The organism is Sulfitobacter sp. M22 (genome assembly GCF_021736025.1).
Lineage (GTDB): Bacteria > Pseudomonadota > Alphaproteobacteria > Rhodobacterales > Rhodobacteraceae > Sulfitobacter > Sulfitobacter litoralis.
The window spans coordinates 2,438,593-2,457,844 of record NZ_WMEC01000001.1; the positions used below are offsets into that span (position 1 = coordinate 2,438,593).

General features: G+C 56.1%; 19 protein-coding genes and 1 pseudogene. 5 read left to right on the forward strand and 15 right to left on the reverse strand.

Annotated features, from left to right (window positions below):
* Positions 1 to 25: 25 nt before the first annotated feature.
* The gene (hemH, locus tag GLP52_RS12015; protein WP_237272513.1) at positions 26 to 1,072 is read left to right on the forward strand and encodes a ferrochelatase; all 1,047 of its coding nucleotides are present in this window, start codon (positions 26 to 28) and stop codon (positions 1,070 to 1,072) included.
* A 155-nt stretch (positions 1,073 to 1,227) separates the two neighbouring features.
* Here hemH and GLP52_RS12020 read toward each other — a convergent pair whose 3' ends face one another.
* Both GLP52_RS12020 and GLP52_RS12025 read right to left on the reverse strand, forming a co-directional pair.
* Complete coding sequence (locus GLP52_RS12020; RefSeq protein ID WP_138924608.1) at positions 1,228 to 1,410, reverse strand: hypothetical protein; 183 nt, start codon at positions 1,408 to 1,410, stop codon at positions 1,228 to 1,230.
* A gap of 140 nt (positions 1,411 to 1,550) precedes the next feature.
* Positions 1,551 to 2,156, reverse strand: a complete 606-nt coding sequence (locus tag GLP52_RS12025; RefSeq protein ID WP_093732757.1) for a L,D-transpeptidase — start codon at positions 2,154 to 2,156, stop codon at positions 1,551 to 1,553.
* A gap of 171 nt (positions 2,157 to 2,327) precedes the next feature.
* On the opposite strand from GLP52_RS12025, the gene GLP52_RS12030 reads away from it, so the two are divergent.
* Positions 2,328 to 2,837 (forward strand): CAP domain-containing protein, encoded by a 510-nt coding sequence (locus GLP52_RS12030; RefSeq protein WP_237272514.1) that lies wholly within the window; start codon positions 2,328 to 2,330, stop codon positions 2,835 to 2,837.
* 32 nt (positions 2,838 to 2,869) lie between these two features.
* On the opposite strand, the gene GLP52_RS12035 is transcribed toward GLP52_RS12030, so the two are convergent.
* From GLP52_RS12035 to hslO, 8 genes are all read right to left on the reverse strand, one after another.
* Entirely contained in the window at positions 2,870 to 3,367 is a 498-nt protein-coding gene (locus GLP52_RS12035; RefSeq protein ID WP_093732759.1) for a L,D-transpeptidase family protein, read from the reverse strand.
* Positions 3,368 to 3,453: 86 nt separating this feature from the next.
* On the reverse strand, positions 3,454 to 4,227 hold the full coding sequence (locus GLP52_RS12040) for an ion transporter (RefSeq protein ID WP_237272515.1): 774 nt from the start codon (positions 4,225 to 4,227) through the stop codon (positions 3,454 to 3,456).
* 27 nt (positions 4,228 to 4,254) lie between these two features.
* On the reverse strand, positions 4,255 to 5,493 hold the full coding sequence (locus GLP52_RS12045) for a class I SAM-dependent RNA methyltransferase (RefSeq protein WP_237272516.1): 1,239 nt from the start codon (positions 5,491 to 5,493) through the stop codon (positions 4,255 to 4,257).
* A gap of 38 nt (positions 5,494 to 5,531) precedes the next feature.
* Positions 5,532 to 7,358: an ABC transporter ATP-binding protein gene (locus GLP52_RS12050; protein ID WP_237272517.1), complete on the reverse strand. Its 1,827-nt coding sequence runs from the start codon at positions 7,356 to 7,358 to the stop codon at positions 5,532 to 5,534.
* Positions 7,358 to 9,199: an ABC transporter ATP-binding protein gene (locus GLP52_RS12055; RefSeq protein WP_237272518.1), complete on the reverse strand. Its 1,842-nt coding sequence runs from the start codon at positions 9,197 to 9,199 to the stop codon at positions 7,358 to 7,360. The genes GLP52_RS12050 and GLP52_RS12055 overlap by 1 nt, the downstream gene beginning before the upstream one ends.
* Positions 9,200 to 9,268: 69 nt before the next feature.
* Positions 9,269 to 10,453: a CCA tRNA nucleotidyltransferase gene (locus GLP52_RS12060; protein ID WP_237272519.1), complete on the reverse strand. Its 1,185-nt coding sequence runs from the start codon at positions 10,451 to 10,453 to the stop codon at positions 9,269 to 9,271.
* Positions 10,432 to 11,028: a CoA pyrophosphatase gene (locus GLP52_RS12065; RefSeq protein ID WP_237272520.1), complete on the reverse strand. Its 597-nt coding sequence runs from the start codon at positions 11,026 to 11,028 to the stop codon at positions 10,432 to 10,434. Before GLP52_RS12065 ends, GLP52_RS12060 begins: the two co-directional genes overlap by 22 nt.
* Complete coding sequence (gene hslO / locus GLP52_RS12070) at positions 11,018 to 12,004, reverse strand: Hsp33 family molecular chaperone HslO (RefSeq protein ID WP_093732766.1); 987 nt, start codon at positions 12,002 to 12,004, stop codon at positions 11,018 to 11,020. Before hslO ends, GLP52_RS12065 begins: the two co-directional genes overlap by 11 nt.
* Before the next feature lie 78 nt (positions 12,005 to 12,082).
* Here hslO and GLP52_RS12075 point away from each other — a divergent pair, with 78 nt between their 5' ends.
* Entirely contained in the window at positions 12,083 to 12,529 is a 447-nt protein-coding gene (locus GLP52_RS12075; protein ID WP_093732767.1) for an NUDIX domain-containing protein, read from the forward strand.
* A 14-nt stretch (positions 12,530 to 12,543) separates the two neighbouring features.
* On the opposite strand, the pseudogene GLP52_RS12080 reads toward GLP52_RS12075, so the two are convergent.
* A pseudogene (locus GLP52_RS12080) lies at positions 12,544 to 13,788 on the reverse strand (SpoIIE family protein phosphatase); the annotation flags it as partial.
* Positions 13,789 to 13,854: 66 nt separating this feature from the next.
* Between GLP52_RS12080 and GLP52_RS12085 the strand changes: the two are divergent.
* Positions 13,855 to 14,421 carry an Hpt domain-containing protein gene (locus GLP52_RS12085; protein WP_237272521.1) on the forward strand — a complete coding sequence of 189 codons (567 nt, stop codon included), beginning with the start codon at positions 13,855 to 13,857 and terminating at the stop codon, positions 14,419 to 14,421.
* Here GLP52_RS12085 and ilvA read toward each other — a convergent pair.
* Positions 14,384 to 15,616 carry a threonine ammonia-lyase IlvA gene (ilvA, locus tag GLP52_RS12090; RefSeq protein WP_167354524.1) on the reverse strand — a complete coding sequence of 411 codons (1,233 nt, stop codon included), beginning with the start codon at positions 15,614 to 15,616 and terminating at the stop codon, positions 14,384 to 14,386. The genes GLP52_RS12085 and ilvA overlap by 38 nt on opposite strands.
* Before the next feature lie 125 nt (positions 15,617 to 15,741).
* Between ilvA and GLP52_RS12095 the strand changes: the two genes are divergently transcribed.
* Positions 15,742 to 16,962, forward strand: coding sequence for an argininosuccinate synthase (locus GLP52_RS12095; RefSeq protein WP_237273551.1), 1,221 nt, complete (start codon positions 15,742 to 15,744; stop codon positions 16,960 to 16,962).
* A gap of 59 nt (positions 16,963 to 17,021) precedes the next feature.
* On the opposite strand, the gene GLP52_RS12100 is transcribed toward GLP52_RS12095, so the two are convergent.
* The 3 genes from GLP52_RS12100 to GLP52_RS12110 form a co-directional block, all read right to left on the reverse strand.
* Positions 17,022 to 17,435 (reverse strand): DUF7282 domain-containing protein, encoded by a 414-nt coding sequence (locus GLP52_RS12100; protein WP_093732771.1) that lies wholly within the window; start codon positions 17,433 to 17,435, stop codon positions 17,022 to 17,024.
* A 90-nt stretch (positions 17,436 to 17,525) separates the two neighbouring features.
* Positions 17,526 to 18,218: an HAD family hydrolase gene (locus tag GLP52_RS12105; RefSeq protein WP_237272523.1), complete on the reverse strand. Its 693-nt coding sequence runs from the start codon at positions 18,216 to 18,218 to the stop codon at positions 17,526 to 17,528.
* Entirely contained in the window at positions 18,218 to 19,126 is a 909-nt protein-coding gene (locus GLP52_RS12110) for a D-amino acid aminotransferase (protein WP_237272524.1), read from the reverse strand. Before GLP52_RS12110 ends, GLP52_RS12105 begins: the two co-directional genes overlap by 1 nt.
* Positions 19,127 to 19,252 lie beyond the last annotated feature (126 nt).

The following is a 19,252-nucleotide window of genomic DNA, read 5'->3' on the forward strand; positions in this document are numbered from 1 at the left end:
GATAAATGCTGAAAAGGAATGCCAGATGACGCAGCTGCGCCCAGCCCATGCCCCACCTGACCACCCCGCCGTTCCCTCCGCCAAGGTGGGCATCCTGCTGGCCAACCTCGGCACGCCAGACAACTACGATTACTGGTCAATGCGCCGTTATCTATCGGAATTTCTGTCTGACCGCCGCGTGATCGACTATAGCCCGTGGAAATGGCAACCGTTGCTTCAGCTGGTGATTTTGTCAAAACGCCCATTCACCAGCGGTGCCGCCTACAAGTCGATCTGGAACCACGAGGCGGGGGAAAGTCCGCTGATGACCATCACCAAACAGCAAACCGCGAAGGTAAAAGACGCGATGCAGGCGCGGTATGGTGACGCAGTCATGGTCGATTACTGCATGCGCTATGGCAACCCGTCGACCCAATCCAAGGTGGCGGCGATGACCGCTGCGGGCTGTCAGAAAATTCTGTTCTTCCCGCTTTATCCGCACTACGCCGGTGCCACTTCGGCCACCGCAAATGATGCGTTTTTCGCGGCGTTGGGAAAAGAGAAATGGCAGCCCGCCGCGCGTACGGTGCAGCCCTATTTCGACCGCCCCGATTATATCGAAGCGCTCGCCACCTCGATCGAGAAGGCCTACGCCAAGATGGAGACGAAGCCCGACAAGTTGCTGTGCTCCTACCACGGTGTCCCGCTGCGCTATCTGATGGAGGGCGACCCCTATCACTGCCAGTGTCAAAAAACGACGCGCTTGTTGAAAGAACGGCTGGGCTGGGACGACACGCAGATCATGACCACCTTCCAGTCGAAGTTCGGCCCCGAAGAATGGCTACAGCCCTATACCGTGGAAGAGGTCGCGCGGCAGGCCGAAGCCGGCAACAAAAAGATCGCCGTCTGCGCGCCGGCCTTTTCAGCCGATTGCATCGAAACGTTGGAAGAGATCAACGAAGAGATCAAGGAAAGCTTTGAACACGCGGGCGGGGAGGAGTTTCACTATATCCCCTGCCTCAATGACGACGCCCTGCACATCAAGGCCCTGTCGAATGTGATCGAGGAAAACCTACAGGGCTGGATCGACTGATCCACCCTGCCCCGTCAAGCCCGGGTCTGGAAACAAAGAAAGCGCCTGTTGCTATAGGCGCTTTTCTTTTGTCCGTATGCCATCTGGCGCCGGCCATCAGGCATAAGAAAAGGCGGTGTAAAACACCGCCTTTTCTAACTGAAACTTCGACTAAATTAGTCGGAAGCAACTGCAGCAGCTACAACGGCCAGCAGCAGCAGGGGGATCAGGATGCCCGAGGAAGAAGAGGTGGACTCTTCAACGATTACGGGTGCTTCGATGATTGGCTCTGCGAGCGAACCAGCGAATGCTGTCGATGCGGCAGCTGTCAAAGCAGCGGCGAGAACAAGTTTCTTCATAACATAACCTCCAGAAAAGGCGTACTTCACAGGGTGATAGCACGCGCCCAAGACTTACCTCGTAAAACTTTCTAAACAGCATCAGCGGGGAATTGCAAACACGGATTCAGCATTTCAGCACCACAATCGCTAAAAAGTTGTCAAATAAGCAACACTTGGGTGCCTACGTTTGCCATGCCGAAAAGTTCAGCGATATGTTCATTGTACAGGCCGACACAGCCATTCGACGAACGACGGCCGATCTTGCGTGTGTCATGCGTCCCATGGATACGATAATAAGTCCAGCTGAGGTACAGCGCATGGGTGCCCAAGGGGTTGTCAGGGCCCGGCCCGATGACCGCAGGCCATTCCGGGTTACGTTCCAGCATCGACGGTGTGGGGCGCCATGTAGGGCCGACAACCTTTTGGATAACGCTGGTACGACCACGGCGGGTCAGCTCTTCGGTCAGCGGCACGCTAGAGGGGTACAGCTTGTAGATCGACTGGTCTTCGGACCAGTAATGCACGGCGCGGCTGTCGATATCGACCAGAATGGCGCCGTTCTTGGTGTTGGTGAAATAGGGCTGCCAATCCAGCGTGCGAAAGCTAGAGGTGTTGCGGCGCACGCTTTCGGTCAGGTCACGCTCCGTCTCGGTCGTCGCGTCGCCGTTCACACTGCTTTGGGCCAAGGCAGGTGTTGCGAGCATCGCAGCGCTTCCTGCAAGGAAGGCACGGCGTGACGAAAGGGTAAATTTCTTATCAGACATCAAATGTCTCCTGAAGGTAGTTACAACCTAGTATAATATTGTCGTATATGGCTTGAAAGTCGCAGTTTCAAATCAAACAAGCGTTAACAGGCGCGCTCACGCTCATGTGCGTTTGATCTGCAACGCATCACGCTGTATGGCACAACAAAACCAATCGCGTGGAGTTGCGCCATGATCCGTCTGTTTTCAATCCTTATTTCCCTGACCGTGGCGCTGGCGGCTTGTACCCCTGCGCCGCAAACCATGGCACCTGACGGCCGCGCGGCCCCATCCGTGTACAAGATCGGCCGCAATGACACCGGCAAATTGCAGTTCCGCATGCTGGATTCCGTAAACGCACTGCGCGGTGCTTCGGGCCTTTCCCAAGTGCAACTGAACGCACAGCTTAACGCCGCCGCGGCAACCCATGCGCGTGATATGGCCGTACAGAACCGCCCTTGGCACTTTGGGTCGGACGGGTCGTCGCCCGTCGATCGTATTCAGCGCGTGGGCTATACCGGTGCGTTGGTCGGCGAAGTCATCTCGGAGACCTACGAGACAGAGCTGGAAACCCTCGCTGCCTGGATGGAACAACCGGATACCCGCCGCATCGTCATGTCAAAAGACGCTTTGAACATGGGCTTTTCCTGGCACCAGGAAGAAAACGGCAAGATCTGGTGGACGATGGTGATGGGAAAGTGACCATCACGGTCACTTTCTAAAGTTCTGACTACTCAGGGGTTCAGCGCGATGGGTGTATTATTGCCGACCATCGCGTAGATATCCTCCATCTCGTCATTCGTGACTGAGATACATCCCCACGTCCAATCCGTGCGATTCTTGTCCTTGGCAGTCTTTTGACCATGGATAAAGATATCGCCACCGGGGCTTTTACCCATCTCATTGGCGCGCGCGCGGTCCATCTCGTTGGGGTAATCGATCCCGATCGACAGGTGGAACCGACTGTTCGGATTGCGCCGATCGATCCGGTAGATCCCCTCGGGCGTGCGGCCGTCCCCCTCATAGACCTTATGGCCTACGGGTGCGAATCCCAGTTTGATATCATATGATTCCAGCACCTTATCGTGGTGCATCAGGTACATCCGTCGGTCGCCTTTGTTGACGATCACATAGGTGACCTGTGGCCCGTTGTACCGTTTGAATTTACTGCTGCTGCAAGCCCCAAGCGCTACAAGCGCGGTGCCACCCAGAATCAGATTTCTGCGTTTCATGTTCACAATGCCTCGTTCCCGCGGCCTTTTCGGCCCTTATGTGGATGCCCTACCATGTAGCAAATATCGATGCGGTCAAAAAGCCGTTACTGGCGGGTGGTCTCTGCCAGCCGCTTTTCGATTGCTTCCAGCTTCTCCATCACCTCAAGCCGATAGGCATCGGTGCGCACGGTTTCTTCTTCGTTATGCGCATCCTGCATCGAGTTCACGATCAGACCGACCAGCAAGTTCACGACGGCAAAGGTCGTGACCAGAATAAACGGCACGAAAAACACCCACGCATAAGGGTACACTTCCATCACGGGCCGCACGATGCCCATCGACCAGCTTTCCAACGTCATGATCTGGAACAGGCTATAGGCGCTGGCGGGCAGCGATCCGAACCATTCGGGGAACTGGTCGCTGAACAGCTTGGTCGCGATCACCGAACCGATATAAAAGATGATTGTCATCAGTAAGAACACCGACCCCATACCGGGCAGCGCGGTGATGAAACCTTCGACGACGCGGCGCAGACGGGGGGCGACGGATAGCACGCGCAACACCCGCAAAATACGCAATGCGCGCAGTACCGACAGCCCCTGCACGGCAGGCACCAGCGCGATGGCAACGACGGTAAAATCGAATACGTTCCAGCCGTTGCGAAAGAACCCGATCCCGCGCGCAAATATCTTGAGCGTGATCTCGGCGATGAAAATGAACAGGCAGACGCGATCAAGAAACAGGATCAGCGTGCCGTATTTCTCCATCAGGGCGGGGGCTGTCTCCATCCCCAGCAGGGCGGCGTTGAACACAATGACGCCAATGATGAAATTGCTGACGGCCCGTCCTTCGACCCATCTTCCCAGACGTTCCCGCATGTTTGTCGTGCCCACCTTAGCTGTGCGTTATTTGCGCTTGCGTTGTACTTCCGGCGCAGTGAACTGCGCTGCCAGCTCCACATGGGATGACCAGCGGAATTGATCAACGACTTGCACCCAATTCAACGTATAACCGGCGGCAATCAGCACGGCGGCATCTCGCGCAAAGGTGACCGGGTTGCACGAAACATAAGCTAGAACGGGCGGCATCGCTTTGACGATCTCGGCAATCTGCGCCTCTGCGCCGGCACGTGGCGGGTCGATTACGACCGCGTTGGTCTTGGCCAGTTCATCGGGCAGCAAGGGACGGCGGAACAGGTCACGCGCTTCCGTCGTGACGGGCTTTAGGCCGGTCGACATACGCCACCCGTGGTCCAGCGCCGCGGTCATAGCGGCGTCACCCTCGACCGCATGTACCTCTGCACGATCAGCCAAGGGCAGACTGAACGTGCCAGATCCCGCAAAAAGATCGATCACGTGGCGCGCATCGCCAACAGCCTCGCGCACAGCAGTGATCAAAGCAGCCTCGCCATGGGGGGTGGCTTGCAGGAACGCGCCGGGCGGGGGCGTCACCTTGGCCGCACCGAACCGCTGTACCGGCGGCGTGCGCATGGCGATCACTTCGCCATCCCACGTCAGCCGCGCCAGTCCCAGACTGTCACACAAATGCGCCAGCTCTTGCCGCAGCGGGCCATCAAGCTCCTTGCCGTTCTGGACCGAGATATCGAGCCCCCCGCGCGAAGCGGTCACCGTCACGGCAAGTGGTGCCTTGCGGCTGGTCCCGATCACGGCCAGCTTTTCGGCAATTGGCAATGCGCCCAGTACGGCAGGGTCCAACAACTGACACCCTGGAATTTCGATCACGACATCGGACCCGCGCCCGTGAAACCCCGCCATAGCGCCCTTTTTGGTGCGTTTTGCCGCAAAGGTCGCACGACGGCGCGATTGCGCTGGCGAGGTTTGCAGCGGCTTGAAAATAGTCTCTATTCCATGGGCATCCAGCGACGCTTTGACCACGCCCAGCTTGAATTCCGCAACGAAATCGTCTGACGCATGCTGCAACTGACATCCGCCACAGGCCTTGAAGTGGCGACACGGGGGTGCGACCCGCTTTTCAGACGGTCTGACGATACGAATATCGGTCAGGGTCTGGCCGTCAGGCGTGCCTGTGACCACCTCGCCCGGCAGGGTCATCGGTGCAAATAAAGGGCCGGACGCAATGCCGTCGCCCAGGTGGCCAAGTCGCTGGATTGTATATTCTGTCATGCGCAGGGCTTACCGCGAAGCCGGGCGCAGCAAAAGCCTTATTCTGCGGCCTTCATATCCAAAAACCCACCTGACTGCCGCTGCCAGTACCGCGCATAAAGCCCGTCCTTGGCCAGCAACGCCTCGTGGGTGCCTATCTCTACGATGCGGCCAGCGTCCATCACAGCGATGCGGTCCATTTCGGTCAAGGTCGACAGACGATGCGCGATGGCCATAACGGTCTTGCCCTCCATTACGCGGGTCAAAGCGCTTTGGATGGATGCTTCAACCTCGCTATCAAGCGCGCTGGTTGCCTCGTCCAATATCAGGATTGGCGCGTCTTTCAGGATCGCCCGTGCCAGCGCGATGCGTTGACGTTGCCCGCCCGACAGCTTCACACCACGTTCGCCCAAATGCGCGTCATAGCCGCTGCGGCCCGTGTGGTCCTGCATACTTTCGATGAACGCATGCGCTTCGGCTTTGCGGGCGGCGGCGATCACCTCGGCTTGGGTCGCATCGGGCTCGCCGTAGCGTATGTTGTCGAACGCCGACCGGTTGAACATAGCGGTTTCCTGCGTGACCATCCCGATCTGACGCCGCAGGCTTTGCTTGGTGACTTGGCTCACATCCTGCCCGTCGATCAAAATGTGACCCTGCTCCGCAGGATAGAGCCGCAACAGCAATGAAACCAAGGTCGATTTACCCGCGCCAGAGGCACCTACAATCCCGAGTTTTTCGCCCGGCTTGATCGACAGATTCAGTTCTTCGATGCCGCCTGTGTCGCGGCCATAGGTAAAGCGCAGCCCCTCAAACTGGATCGCCCCTTCGTGCACATTCAAATCCGCGGCACCATCCGCATCACGCAGCTGCTGCGGGGCCGCGAGGGTGCGCATCCCGTCCTCGACCTCGCCCATATTCGCATAAAGCGCCATGAGCGTGAAACTGACCCAGCCGGTCATTTGCGCCAGCCGTAACGACACCGCCCCCGTTGCCGCGATATCGCCCGCCGTCACCAACCCAAGTGACCAATACCAGAGCGCGCCACCCACCAGCAGCACCGGCAGAACCCCCGCAATCGCCATCAACCAGAACCGGAAAGAGACACTAACCCGCCCAAAATCGAGGCTCGTATCCAGAAATTTGCGCATCGCACCTAAGGCGGCGCGGTCTTCGTGGTCGGCATGGGCGAACAGTTTCACGGTCTTGATGTTGGTGATCGTATCGACCACCTGCCCCGTCACCATCGCGCGCGCGCCTGCCCGCGCCTTTGAAAATTTGCGCACCCGAGGCATGAAATGGCGGATCAAAAAGACATACCCCACCATCCACAACACCAAACCAGCAGCGATACGCCAGTCCACCGTCCCGAGCAGCATCACCGCCCCGATAAAGGACGCCGCCGCGAACAGCACCGTGTGCAGCACCTCGGTCACAACATCAGTCAGCGCACGGCTGGTCTGCATTTCTTTTTGGGAGATTCGGCCGGCGAAATCATTGTCGAAAAACGTGACCGCTTGCCCCAGCGTGTAGCGATGCAGCCGCGACAGCACGAGGTTGAAGACATTGGGTGCCACGACGATCGACTGCATATACGAACTGACGCCAAACAGCGCCGGACGCAGCAGCAAAAAGAACGCCAGTCCCGCCAACAGCAGCCCCGTATGGTCCGCAAAAACGGCCCCCGCTTCTGCCGCAAGTGCTGCGTCAACAACCCAGCCAAGGACCAATGCGGCCATGACTTCGATCACGCCAGCGCAGATAGAAAGCACCCCCGCCACACAAAGCGCGGCACCGCTGCCCTTTAAAGCCCAGCGAAAGAAAGCCGCCAGACGGCGCGGCGGCGCGGTATCGGCGGGGGAAAACGGGTCGATCCATTTGAACGGCATTACGATGTCGGCTCTTCTGTGCGTAGGAACCCGCCGGATTGCCGGTTCCAGAGATCTGAATATAGCCCGCCCTTGGACAAAAGCACCTCGTGGGTGCCTTCTTCGACAATACGCCCCCCGTCCATCACCAAAATGCGGTCCATCTCGGCGATGGTGGACAGGCGATGCGCGATGGCGATCACGGTCTTGCCCTCCATCATGCCATAAAGCGTCTTCTGGATTTTGGCCTCTACCTCGCTGTCCAGCGCGCTTGTGGCTTCGTCCAGCAAAAGGATCGGCGCGTTCTTCAAGATAACACGCGCCAAGGCGATACGTTGCCGCTGTCCGCCAGACAGTTTCACGCCCCGTTCCCCGACCTGTGCATCATATCCAGACCGGCCCCCTTGATCGTTCAAATCCTGAATGAAATCATGGGCCTGGGCCTGTTTTGCGGCGGCGATCACCTCTGCTTCGGTGGCGGAGGGGCGCCCATAAAGGATGTTCTCGCGGATCGACCGGTGCAACAAAGCATTGTCCTGCTGCACCATTCCGATTGCTTGCCGCAGACTGTCCTGACGAACGGTCGTGATATCCTGCCCATCAATCAGAATACGGCCGCCTTCAGGATCGTAAAAGCGCAACAGCAGCTTCACCAAGGTCGATTTACCCGCGCCCGACCGCCCAATCAGGCCAATCTTTTCGCCCGGGCGCACTGTGATATCAATGTGATCCAACCCGCCTGACCTGCGCCCATAGTGATGGGTCAGGCCTCGCATTTCCACGCAGCCATCTGTCAATACCAACGGCTGCGCGTCGTGTTCGTCCACCAGTGTGATCGGCTGCGCAATCGTCTCAAGCCCCTCAGCAACCACGCCAAGCTGCTGAAAAAATGTCGAAAGTGCCCACATGATCCACGCGGTCATAGAATTCAGCCGAAGTGTCAGCGCCGTCGCCGCCGTCACGACACCCACGGTGGCATTGCCCGTGGACCACAGGTAGAACGCCCACCCTACGACCCCAACGATTAACAAACCGTTCAAGCTGACCAGACAGATATCCATGATGGTGAATATCCGCATTTCCTTTTGGAACGTGACGCGCGCATTCTCTATCGCGCCCTTGGCATATTCAATTTCGCGGTCATGATGGGCGAACATCTTGACCGAATGGATGTTGCTATAGCTGTCGACCACACGGCCCGTCACCTCGGACCGCGCATCCGACGCCGCTTGCGAGGCGACCGCAACACGTTTGATAGTCCATCGGGTGAGCAGCGCATAAAGCGCAAACCACGCCACCAACGGGATCAACAGCTGCCAGTCCGAAGTGGTTAACAGGATCGCCGCGCCTATAAGATAAGCAAGCGCATAGGAAATCGCGTCGAACACCTGAAAAACGACCTCTCCCGCGGCGGGAGGCGTTTGCATGATCCGGTTGGCAATGCGTCCGGCGAAGTCGTCTTCAAACCAGCCTACCGATTGACGCAACACTTGCCGATGCCCGCGCCAGCGGAACAGTGTGCCGTAGTTCGGCAATACGGCGTTGTTCAACAGCAACACATGCGCGGCTTGGACAGCTGGGCGCGCGATTAGGATCAGCAACGCCACGACGATAAACTCCGCCCCATAACTACGCCACACCTCGGCGGGGCTGCTCTCCATCAGATCGACGAGGCGACCCATATAGTAAATTAGACCGATCTCGATCGCGGCGACCACAATCGACAATACGCCTGTCACCCAGAATACAGTTTTGAACGGCCCACTGTAGCTTCGGAAAAAGGGCCACAGCCGCGTGGGTGGCGTGTCTTGTTCGGCGTAATCTGCGTAGGGATCGACAAGATTTTCGAAAAATCGAAACATATTTCACCTGTAGGCCGTGTGTTCGCCGCCACTATAGGAAGAGCCGCGTCAGAATGGCCACAGGGTGCGTTAGCTTTCCGGCGTATCCAACAGGCTATCCCGTGTCGCAGCGAACCCCGAAGCAATCCAAAGCGCTTTTAACGCGGCCAACCGTTTGCCCAACTCAGGGCCGCGATATCGCGGCATCAAATCAGCGGCTTTCACTGGAAACACAGCATTTTGCGCTTGAAGAATATCCTCAAGAACGGCGGGATCGGGCGGCGCTTCAGAAAGGCAGGCCCGCAGGATAACAACCGCGCGCGCAATATCCCCGCCATCCAGATAGGCAATTGCGGCCACGGTCTCGGCTCCGAAGGCGGCCTCCCTTAGCCGACGAAGGTATTTCGCGTCTGCCTTGCTCAGCCGTAATCGTTGGTCCACGTCTTCGCCGCCAACCGCTGCCAAACGCGTGCGCCAATCTGGGGCCAGCTGCAAAAGATGTTCAAAATGCACGACCATTGCGAGCCAGCGATCGTCGCTGCCGGGCAGGATGACCCGCAACACACCGGTTTGGCGCATCGCTGCCACCGCTGGCGCAGGGTCCGGCGCGGCCAATAGTTTCGCAAGTTCCGCCCCGATACGTTCGGCCGACAGGCTTTCCAGGCCATCCGTATGCGCCGCAATCGCGGCCAAGGCATCTGGATTAAACCCCTCTGCCGGGTCGGCATACCACGCGCAAAACCGGAAATATCGCAATGTGCGCAGATAATCCTCGCGGATACGTTGCGCCGCATCCTCGATAAATCGTATCCGCCGCGCCTGCAGATCAGGCAGACCTTCAAGCGGATCAATCACCCGACCCTGCGCGTCCGCATAAAGAGCATTCATGGTGAAATCACGGCGCAACGCGTCGTCAGTGATGCTGTCAGAGAAGGCAACCACAGCGCGCCGCCCATCCGTTTCTACATCGCGCCGGAAAGTCGTTACCTCGAACCCTTTGCCGCCACTGACCACAGTGACCGTTCCATGTTCCACCCCCGTCGGCACGGCTTTGAGCCCAGCGCGCGCTGCGAGCGCCATCACCCTTTCCGGCAATGCATTCGTCGACATATCGACATCGCTGTCGGCCACGCCCAGCAGCGCATTGCGCACACAACCGCCGACGAAATAGATCACATGCCCCCCATCCGTCACCGCATTGCACACAGCTTGGGCGTCAGGGTCAGCAAGCCAGCGGGTACTCGCGGGAAGGGTCACATCATACGTTCGGTCCATGCCCGCAACATACGCGCGGTTGCCCCCCAAATGTAATAGGGACCGTAAGGAACCGTGTAATAATACCGCCGTTGCCCCTGCCATCGTCGTGACTGAACCACATAATTGGCAGCGTCCAGCACATGATCCAACGGAACGGTAAAGACTTCCTCAACTTCGCCCGGTTCAGCGACAATTTTGAAATCTTCTTTCACAAAGGCGATCACCGGGGTCACTAGAAAGTTGGTCACGGTTTCATGTGCGGGCAACGTGCCCAACACCTCAACCAGATGCGTCGGCAAACCGATCTCTTCTCGTGCCTCACGCAACGCTGCCGCCACCACGTCAGCATCGTCACCATCTTGTTTGCCGCCAGGAAAGGAAATTTGTCCTGGATGGTGCTTTAGAGCCGATGACCGCTTGGTCAAGATAAGCTCAAAACGGCCATTTCGCTCGATAATCGGGGCCAGCACGCCGGCAGGACGCAGGGTGCGATTGGCCGGCAGCACCGTCTCTTTGTTCAGGTCAAAATCAGACGACGTGACACCAGTTTGCGCCAACGCCGTCCGAAAATGGGCAAGTTGATCAGCTGCCACTGTTATCTTCAGCCTCGAACCCGACAGTTTTCGGGTCCAGATCGTAATGCGCGCCACAGAACTGACAATCTGCGGTGACCCGACCGTCGTCAGTTGTCATCGTTTTAATATCGCCCGCTGAATAGATAGACAGGCTTTGCCGAACCCGATCTTCCGAGCAGGTGCAGCCGAATCGAACAGCCTGCGCGTCGAATACCCGCGGCACTTCCTCGTGAAACAGGCGTTTCAGCAAGTCGGTCGGTGGCAGACTTGGCCCGATCAGTTCAAGCTCGTCTACTGTATCCAGCAGCACATTCACACGGCGCCAGTTATCGCCCTCTTCGCCGTCAACGAGGTCGGAGGCAAGAAGCACGTCACCGCTGCCTTCGCCCTGCGCGGCAAAGGGCGACGCTTTGGGCATATGTTGCAGCATTACACCGCCAGCACGCCAGTGTTCATCCTGACCAGGCGTTGTGGATTTGCCAAAGCTCAACTCGAACCGGGTTGGTAGCTGCTCGGACTGCGCGAAATACGCCTCTGCACATTCGGAAAGGGATTTCCCAGTAAGCGGCGTAATCCCCTGATAGGGCGTCATACCGTTCCCCTGATCGATCATAATAGCGAAATATCCTTCGCCGACCTGATCAAAAGCTGGCCCATCGGTGATCCGGTCAGCATCATAACTGGCGTAGGCACGGATACGCGCAGGTTCGCCATCGTCCGTCGGACCATAATAGTCCGTTGCAATCATCCGCACGGGCCCTTTTGACTGGACCTGCAGTTGCAGTTTCCAGCGCAGTTTGATCGTCTGGCCGATCAACGCTGTAAGCAAGGCCATTTCCGCGACCAGTGCTTCGACCTTTTCGGGATAATCGTGCTGACGTAAGATCCCTTCCAGCACGCCATCCAGACGGGCAACGCGCCCCCTGATATCAGAGGCATCGAGTTGAAAGGGTAGAACGGTATCGTCCCACGCGATTTTGTTTCCTTGGGTCATTTGACTTTCCTTACCGGCAGACGGTTGGCATACCGCGTCTATATAAGCGCAACAACCCGTGCGAAAAGGGGGTATCAAATGATGCGACGTGTAGGGAAGCCGCCCGTGCCCGGCAAAACATATCGATCACGCCCCGGTGTCTATGCGATCCTGCCCCTTAAGGGGCGGTTTTTGTTGACTGCCCAGTTGCGCCCCGAGGTCGATGTTCAACTCCCTGGCGGTGGCGTTGACCTTGGTGAATCGCCGCTTCAAACGCTCCACCGCGAGGTAATGGAGGAAATCGGGTGGACCATCGCCCGCCCCCGGCGTTTGGGGGCGTTCCGGCGGTTCGCCTATATGCCCGAATATGACATGTGGGCCGAGAAAATCTGCCAGGTATATGTTGCCCATCCAGTCCATCAGGTTGCCCCGCCGATCGAGCCGGACCACGCCACGGTTGTTATGTCGGGGGAAGAAGCCATTTCTGTGCTAGGGAACGACGGAGACAGGTTTTTCCTTGATCGATTTTTGGCGATGCGACCCTGATAATCGAAGCAAATTCCCGACACATCATCCGGGAAATCTACACCGCCTGCATAGTCCTCCAGATGGGTGGAAAGCGCGTCGAAAAACTGCGCACCTCGAGCGGAATATAGGTCATGCAGAACGCGAGCCACCCCATCGTCGTCTAGCATTTGCCCCGATGCGTCGGGACATTCCGTTACACCATCGGATAAAATGATAAATCGATCGCCTGGTTCAAGCTGTGTGACAATCGTCTCATACTGCGCACCTGCTATCAGACCGACAGGCAGCCCCCCCCGCCCTAACTGTACCAAATCGCCATTTTTCCTTTGTATATATGGGTGAGGATGGCCGGCCTGCGTTGCTTGAATATGACCGGTATCAAGGTCAATTTTAGCTAAAAAGATCGTGAAATATTGCTCCGTCTCTATATCAGAAAGGACCAAGCTGTTCAGGTCCGCCACCACTTGATCGGGCGAGCGCATCCTGTACGCCCCGTTCGGTTGGCGCACCAAAGCAATGTTATGATCCGGCGCGACAGCAGATAAGGTTCCGGCAAGACGCGCCGCCATCAGGGCGGAGCTGACACCATGTCCAGAAACGTCCAACCCATAGACGCCCAGGTGCCGGCCGGCTGCGAAATATCCCACCAAGTCGCCACCCACGTGACCACTTGATCGCAGCATCAGGGAAATTGTTCCTTCGTTAAAGTCGTGCAGCGGATCCTGCAGCAAAGATTCCTGAAATTTTCGCGCCTCATCGAGATCACGATCAAGCGCGCTATGTACCGCCTGAAGTGCAGACAGTGCTTCACTGATAACGCGATTTTTCGATGACAGTTCGCGTTGCATGGTCAGGATTCTTTCACCCGCCATGATGCGAGCGCGAAGTTCGTCCACGTTAACCGGCTTGCTCACGAAATCATCCGCGCCGCTATCGAGCCCCCTGACCACCTCTGATTTATCGGTTTTTGCAGTCAGTAGAATGAAATATCCGTAGCGCCCCTTAGAGAGTTCGCGGAACGCCCGACAGAATTGTAACCCCGACATGCCGGGCATAATCCAGTCGCTGATGATCAAATCTGGTAGATGATTTCGGCACATTTTTAGCGCGTCCTTTGCCGAAGACGCCTCCTGAATGGTAAACCCCCATCGGGTCAAGGTTGCCGTTAATATGCGCCGTTGTAGCGCGCTGTCGTCCACAACCATGACCGTTTTTATCGCACGAAACCGCGACGATTCAGGTGGTATCTGTGTTATTCCAGTTGTCTGCGACAGCATTTTAAAAGCTTTCGATATCTCTTATCGGAAACCTAGGCGATGTCAGATTAAGATACGGTGAATCCTGTGAAATATTTCGGAGCAAAGCCGTTAATGGGCTTCGCGCAAACGGACGATTGTCCCTGCGGTGGGATCTTCCTCGTCTCCAAGGCCATCATTCATCAGACCCAGCGGCCAGCGCCAAAAGATCGCAACGAACAGATAAGCAGACGGAACTATTTGTTAAGGTTTTCGCGTCAGGGTGAACGCAGAAAAGGAGGCGAATCGTTGATCGACTGGGAGCAAATCACTTTGCTGAACGATGCTGTTGGACCCAGCGCATTCGAAGAAATTATTGTGGTGTTTTTTTTGGAGGTAGAAGAAGCGAAATACAAACTTCGGGATAGCAGGCCTACTAAAACCACTCGAGACACTCTTCATTTCGTTAAAGGAAGTGCCCTGAGCCTAGGTTTTATCGCGTTTTCGGAATATTGCCTGCGCGCTGAAAAAGAACTCGCATTAGGCAATCCTATGCAACCCGTCCTGGAGGACCTTTTCATGATATACGAAGAATCCAAGCTGCAGTTTTCAACCAGGTATGGGTGGAAATCCCGCACTATAGCACAAATTGCGCCAGCGTTTCATCATTCGTGATGTCGGTATAGGTAAACCCAGCTGCGTTTAGCTGTGACAAGAAAGGAGCGAAACTATCGGAACTGCGTGTTTCGATCCCGATAAGTACTGACCCAAAGTTACGTGCTGATTTTTTCAAATATTCGAAACGACAGATGTCATCGTCAGGCCCTAGAATGCCCAAAAACTCCTTCAGCGCACCGGGCCGCTGCGGCATCCGCAGGATGAAGTATTTCTTGACCCCAGAATATCGCTGAGCCCGCTCTTTAACCTCAGGGAGACGTTCAAAATCGAAGTTCCCGCCTGATGCGACACAGACGACGGTCTTGCCCTTTATCAGTTCAGAAACCTCACCCAAGGCTTCGATTGAAAGAGCGCCGGCAGGCTCAAGAACGATGCCTTCGACGTTCAACAATTCAGCGATCGTCACGCAGATACGATCTTCGGCCAAGTGGATCACGCTCTCAACGGGCACAGTACGCAAACGCTTAAAATTACGCCCACCAATTTTTGCAACGGCGGCACCGTCAACAAAACTATTGATAGGAGAAACATCAACAGGAGCGCCAGCCACCAATGCCCGAGCTAGACTAGGCGCACCTTTAGGTTCAACGAAGCTATATCGACATGTATCTTGGAAATAACTGTAGATCCCCGACGACAATCCGCCGCCACCGACGGGCAGCATGATGTGGTCGGGAACACGGCCCAACTGCTCTTCTATTTCAACCGCAACAGAGGCTTGTCCCTCAATGACATCTTCATCATCGAAAGGAGACAGAAAATGTGCACCCTTTTCCGTGCAATATTGCTGCGCGGCTTGTAGGGTTTTATCGAAATAGTCCCCAACCAGACGCACCTCCACTTGAGGCCCGCCAAAGATCTTCGTTTTCTGGATCTTCTGCTGAGGGGTCGTTACGGGCATAAATATAACGCCCTTCACACCAAAATGACTGCACATAAATGCAACACCTTGGGCATGATTTCCTGCGCTTGCACACACAAAAACCGCCTGTTCGGGGATCACCTTGCGCATCGCGTTGAACGCGCCGCGCAGTTTGTATGATCTGACCGGGCTAAGGTCTTCCCGCTTCAACCAAATATCTGCGTTATATTTTTCGGACAAATGTTCGTTGCGCATCAATGGGGTGGCAGGAAACACCTCGCGCATCGAGAGCGTCGCGCTGCGTGCCGCATTTTTGAACAGATCCGTCATTTCATTGACCTTTGCGTTGGATACCTTTCGATACGATCCCGCGCCGGTGCGGTCAACGCAGCCTTCAATCTTGCTCATACCATGGAAAACAGGTACTTCGCGGTGCAAACCGAAAAGGAAACATCATGTCCGCGCCCAAAAAAGTTGTGCTCGCCTATTCTGGTGGGCTTGATACCTCGATTATCCTAAAATGGCTGCAAACCGAATACGGCTGCGAAGTGGTCACCTTTACCGCTGATCTTGGCCAAGGCGAAGAACTTGAGCCTGCCCGCGCCAAAGCCGAAATGATGGGCGCGTCGGAAATCTATGTCGAAGATGTGCGCGAAGAATTCGTGCGCGATTTCGTCTTTCCGATGTTTCGCGCCAATGCCGTCTACGAAGGGCTATACCTGTTGGGCACATCGATCGCTCGGCCGTTGATTTCTAAACGCTTGGTTGAAATTGCCGCCGAAACTGGTGCCGATGCGGTTGCGCATGGTGCAACCGGTAAGGGCAACGATCAGGTCCGTTTCGAATTGGCGGCCTATGCTTTGAACCCTGACATCAAAGTAATCGCGCCTTGGCGTGAGTGGGATCTGACCAGCCGGACGAAACTGATCGAATTTGCTGAAAAACACCAGATCCCCGTGGCAAAAGACAAACGTGGCGAAGCACCCTTTAGCGTGGACGCAAATCTGCTTCACACCTCTTCCGAAGGAAAAGTGCTAGAAGATCCGGCCGTCGATGCACCCGAATATGTTTATCAACGTACGGTTTCGCCAGAGCAGGCACCTGACACCCCCGAATATGTCGAAGTCGGATTTGAACGTGGTGATGCGGTCAGCATCAATGGCGAAAACATGTCGCCAGCGACACTTTTGGCTAAATTGAACGAACTTGGCGGCAAGCACGGCTGCGGCCGCCTTGATCTTGTTGAGGGGCGCTTTGTCGGTATGAAGTCCCGTGGGATCTATGAGACCCCCGGCGGGACATTGTTGCTCGAAGCACACCGCGGCATCGAATCGATCACCCTCGACCGCGGCGCGATGCACCTAAAAGACGAGCTGATGCCGCGTTATGCAGAGCTAATCTATAATGGTTTTTGGTACAGCCCCGAACGCACCATGCTGCAAGCCGCGATTGATGCCTCTCAGACACATGTAACCGGTACAGTTAGATTGAAATTGTACAAAGGCCATGTCCGCACTGTTGGCCGCTGGTCGGAGCATTCGCTTTATTCCGAAGCGCATGTCACCTTCGAAGATGACGCTGGTGCCTATGATCAAAAAGACGCTGCGGGCTTCATTCAATTGAACGCGCTTCGCCTAAAGCTTTTGGCGGCACGTGACAAACGCCTCAAAGGTTAAGGTAAAAAGGCCCGGACAGAGCATAATCTCTCCGAGCCTTTTCTTTAATTTAAAACGGTTTATTCGGCAGTGATGACCGTCATCACCAACTTACCATCAGGCTTGATAGGACCGTCTTCCTTGGCGCCCAAAGTGTATTCAAAGCCCCCGGTTTTCATGCCGCCCTCTTCGGAGTGGACCATAAGCATCAGCATATCGCCGGATTTAACGTCTTCTTGCAGAATGGCGCTGACGTCGATGTTTTCACCGGCACGCAACGGGGCGTAGCCGACGACCGGGCCCGGCTTCATCTCTGCATCAGTGCGGTGCACGACCATCCAGCCATTTTCCGATGCCATCACCTTATCGGCGCTGACGACGCCGTTGGATACATCTTGATCCATCGCTTCTACCATAGCGTTGCTGTGCGCTGCGGCGAAAGCCGTGCCCGCGACGAGCGTGAGGGACAGTGCGGTTGCTGCAAACATCTTCATGTTAAATCTCCTGGTTGTGTTGAACTTGTCTGATAGACACGCCAACCACCGAGATTTAGTTTCGATACTCCGCCTTTTTCTAGCCATTACTCACCTAAGTCTTTGATCATAAAGCTTTTGGTAATGGGGCATTGCCTGCGCGCACAGCGTTTCCGCCTCACCGGTGAGCGTAGGCAGAGGCCCTTCGGCCCCGGCGAACCCGGTGCTTTTATGAACGGCACCGTACCAATGCGCTGCCCAGATCCCGTCTTCTGCGCGGGGACCGGCGGCCCAAGACAGCATAGCGGGATCGAAACGCAGGTCGATTGCGCAGCAAAGTTTGCGCAGCATCTGTTCCGGATTCGCCCTGATATCTGCTGAATCAATCACCATTCCGCCAATTTGATCGAAAAGCGCGGTTTGTTGACCATAGCCGATATCGTTAAAATTCGGTGCTTCTCGCTTTGCAGTATAGCTGGCAATTACGTGCGCAGGATGGCGTATCAGATGGACATGGACACAGCCTTTGGCCCAATCCATCGGAAAGCCGTCAATCATGTGATGCGGCATATGCTTCATATAGCGGTGTGGGGTGCCGGCGAGCGCGCACTGCGCCGCGACTTTGGCAGGGTCACATTCATGGTGCGCGATGATTTCTTGGTGCATCGGATGGTTAATGCCGGTTTGTTTGAGATAGGGTGCATAGAACGGCTCATCCATCGCGGTGAAATCAGCGCGATTGCCGAAACTATACATCATCGCCGTGCTTAGATTACGCGGGCCGGACCACATTGCGATACGCATCAGGCACATTCCTTTGCGATAAGGACCTTATACAATTCGCGTAGTTTTTTGGTCACAGGCCCCATTTCGCCGTCGCCGATCTGGCGACCATCGATCATCGCGACGGGGGTTTGCGCCCCGAATGTGCCGGTCAAGAATGCCTCATCGGCACCATAGGTATCGACCAGTGAATAATTCCTTTCGAAACACGGGATATCATTGGCGCGGCACAGGTCGATTACCTTCTGGCGGGTGATCCCATTCATGCAGTAGTCGCCGGTGCTGGTCCAAACCTCCCCCTTGCGGACGATGAAAAAGTTACAAGCGTTTGTTGTATTCACGAACCCGTTAATATCCAGCATCAAACCCTCGTCGGCGCCGGCTTTTTCCGCGGCAATACACGCGAGAATACAGTTTAATTTGGAATGACTATTCAGCTTCGGGTCCTGCGTCATCGGCAGCCCCCGCAGATGCGGCACGGTAGCCAGCCGGATCGGACGCGGCATATTCGGGCGGGAATGTTCCATAATGATCGCGATTGTGGGCCCGGATTGCGACAGAGACGGGTGCTGGAACGGACGCGTTTTAGGGCCACGGGTGATCATCAATCGCGCGTGGGCGTCGCTGGTCATTCCATTGGCCTTTTGCGTCTCTAACAATCCGGAGATCAACGCTTCACGTGTCATCCCGATGTCCAGATCGATCGCTTTTGCGGCTTCGAACAGGCGGTCGAAATGATCGCTTAGGAAGGCCCATGTACCATCATACAGACGCAGCCCCTCCCAGATACCGTCCCCCAACATGAAACCGCTGTCGTAGACGCTGACGACCGCCTGTGCCTTGGGGACAATCCGGCCATTTAAATAAATCAAAATGTCTTCGTTACGGGAATCTTCTTGGGCTTGGTGTGTGGTGACGTGATCTTCCATCAAATTGCTCCTTCTTTGCGGCTGACGCTAAGAACTTCAGGTCACGGGGCCAAGGGTGAAACCTACATCACTAGGGCGTGACATCACGGGCACCTGAGTTGCCTCGCGACGCTATTGGCGTCACGG

What these genes read in the sequence shown, in the direction of transcription:
- GLP52_RS12050 (WP_237272517.1), bottom strand. Translation starts at nt 7,358, where the DNA reads ATGCCGTTCAAATGGATCGACCCGTTTTCCCCCGCCGATACCGCGCCG.
- GLP52_RS12030 (WP_237272514.1), top strand. Translation starts at nt 2,328, where the DNA reads ATGATCCGTCTGTTTTCAATCCTTATTTCCCTGACCGTGGCGCTGGCG.
- GLP52_RS12110 (WP_237272524.1), bottom strand. Translation starts at nt 19,126, where the DNA reads ATGGAAGATCACGTCACCACACACCAAGCCCAAGAAGATTCCCGTAAC.
- GLP52_RS12060 (WP_237272519.1), bottom strand. Translation starts at nt 10,453, where the DNA reads ATGGACCGAACGTATGATGTGACCCTTCCCGCGAGTACCCGCTGGCTT.
- GLP52_RS12105 (WP_237272523.1), bottom strand. Translation starts at nt 18,218, where the DNA reads ATGCGTATCGCAATGTGGTCCGGCCCGCGTAATCTAAGCACGGCGATG.
- GLP52_RS12035 (WP_093732759.1), bottom strand. Translation starts at nt 3,367, where the DNA reads ATGAAACGCAGAAATCTGATTCTGGGTGGCACCGCGCTTGTAGCGCTT.
- GLP52_RS12055 (WP_237272518.1), bottom strand. Translation starts at nt 9,199, where the DNA reads ATGTTTCGATTTTTCGAAAATCTTGTCGATCCCTACGCAGATTACGCC.
- ilvA (WP_167354524.1), bottom strand. Translation starts at nt 15,616, where the DNA reads ATGACGGATCTGTTCAAAAATGCGGCACGCAGCGCGACGCTCTCGATG.
- hslO (WP_093732766.1), bottom strand. Translation starts at nt 12,004, where the DNA reads ATGACCCAAGGAAACAAAATCGCGTGGGACGATACCGTTCTACCCTTT.
- GLP52_RS12095 (WP_237273551.1), top strand. Translation starts at nt 15,742, where the DNA reads ATGTCCGCGCCCAAAAAAGTTGTGCTCGCCTATTCTGGTGGGCTTGAT.
- GLP52_RS12045 (WP_237272516.1), bottom strand. Translation starts at nt 5,493, where the DNA reads ATGACAGAATATACAATCCAGCGACTTGGCCACCTGGGCGACGGCATT.
- hemH (WP_237272513.1), top strand. Translation starts at nt 26, where the DNA reads ATGACGCAGCTGCGCCCAGCCCATGCCCCACCTGACCACCCCGCCGTT.
- GLP52_RS12020 (WP_138924608.1), bottom strand. Translation starts at nt 1,410, where the DNA reads ATGAAGAAACTTGTTCTCGCCGCTGCTTTGACAGCTGCCGCATCGACA.
- GLP52_RS12100 (WP_093732771.1), bottom strand. Translation starts at nt 17,435, where the DNA reads ATGAAGATGTTTGCAGCAACCGCACTGTCCCTCACGCTCGTCGCGGGC.
- GLP52_RS12075 (WP_093732767.1), top strand. Translation starts at nt 12,083, where the DNA reads ATGATGCGACGTGTAGGGAAGCCGCCCGTGCCCGGCAAAACATATCGA.
- GLP52_RS12025 (WP_093732757.1), bottom strand. Translation starts at nt 2,156, where the DNA reads ATGTCTGATAAGAAATTTACCCTTTCGTCACGCCGTGCCTTCCTTGCA.
- GLP52_RS12040 (WP_237272515.1), bottom strand. Translation starts at nt 4,227, where the DNA reads ATGCGGGAACGTCTGGGAAGATGGGTCGAAGGACGGGCCGTCAGCAAT.